General features: G+C 72.7%; 2 protein-coding genes. One reads left to right on the plus strand and one right to left on the minus strand.

Going from position 1 to position 1133, the window contains the following annotated elements; genetic code table 11:
• Window positions 1–183 (minus strand): hypothetical protein (locus tag ACFV7R_RS47130; RefSeq protein ID WP_385277008.1); only part of this gene is annotated, 183 nt, incomplete at its 3' end.
• Here ACFV7R_RS47130 and ACFV7R_RS47135 point away from each other — a divergent pair.
• On the plus strand, window positions 110–1133 hold a 1024-nt coding region (locus tag ACFV7R_RS47135; RefSeq protein WP_385277005.1), incomplete at its 3' end, for a phosphopantetheine-binding protein. The genes ACFV7R_RS47130 and ACFV7R_RS47135 overlap by 74 nt on opposite strands.

Raw genomic sequence — 1133 nt, forward strand, 5'->3', positions numbered from 1 at the left:
CGGCGTGGAGACGGCGAGTGTGGTGCCGTCGCTGTTGGGGGTGCTGGACCCGGACACGGTGCCGGGTGTGCAGAGGTGGGTGCTGGGTGCGGAGTGGCTTACTGCGGGCCTGGCGAGTCGGTGGGCGGGTCGGGCGCGGGTGGTGAACACGTACGGGCCGACCGAGGCGACCGTGATGGCCACGGCCGGTGCGGTGGATGCCGGCATCGGGGCCGGGGACGAGGCGCCGTCCATCGGGCGGCCGCTGGCGAATGTGCGGACGTTTGTGCTGGACCACTTCCTGAGGCCGGTGGCGCCGGGCCTGGTCGGTGAGCTGTACCTGGCGGGCCCCGGCCTGGCACGTGGCTATGCGGGACGGCCCGGTCTGACGGGGGAGCGGTTTGTGGCCTGCCCGTGGGGTGCGGGTGGGCGGATGTACCGGACGGGCGACCTGGCCCGGTGGACGGCTGAGGGCGAGTTGCGGTTCGCGGGGCGGGCGGACGCCCAGGTGAAGATCCGCGGGTTCCGCGTCGAGCCCGGCGAGGTCCAGACGGTCCTGGCCGGACACCCGGGCGTCGCCCAGGCCGCCGTGGTCGTACGGGACAAGCGGCTCGTCAGCTATGTGGTGCCCACCGGTGACGGCCTCGACCTCGTGGACCTGCAGGCCTATGTGGCGGGACGCCTGCCGGAGTTCATGGTGCCGACGATGGTGGTGCTGGACGCCCTGCCGCTGACCGTGAACGGCAAGGTCGACCGGGCCGCCCTGCCCGCACCGGATCTCACCGGAACAGGAGCCGGCCGCGGGCCCGGGACACCTCTCGAAGAGGTGCTGTGCGCTCTGTTCGCCGAGGTGCTGGGTGTGGAGCGGGTGGGTGCGGAGGTGTCGTTCTTCGAGCTGGGCGGGGATTCGCTGTTGGCGATGCGCTTGGTGGCTCGGGTGCGGGCGGTGCTGGATGTTGAGGTGGGGATCCGGGAGTTGTTCGCGGAGCCGTCGGTGGCCGGGCTGGCGCGTGTCGTGGGCTCGGGCGCCGGTCGGGGTGACGGCGTAGAGCTGCGGGTGTGGGAGCGGCCGGGTGTGGTGCCGTTGTCGTTCGCGCAGCAGCGGATGTGGTTCCTGAACCGGTTGGAGGCGACGGTTCCGGGGGCGGCTGCGG

Source organism: Streptomyces sp. NPDC059866 (assembly GCF_042731325.1).
In the GTDB taxonomy this organism is placed as follows: Bacteria; Actinomycetota; Actinomycetes; order Streptomycetales; family Streptomycetaceae; genus Streptomyces; species Streptomyces flavusporus.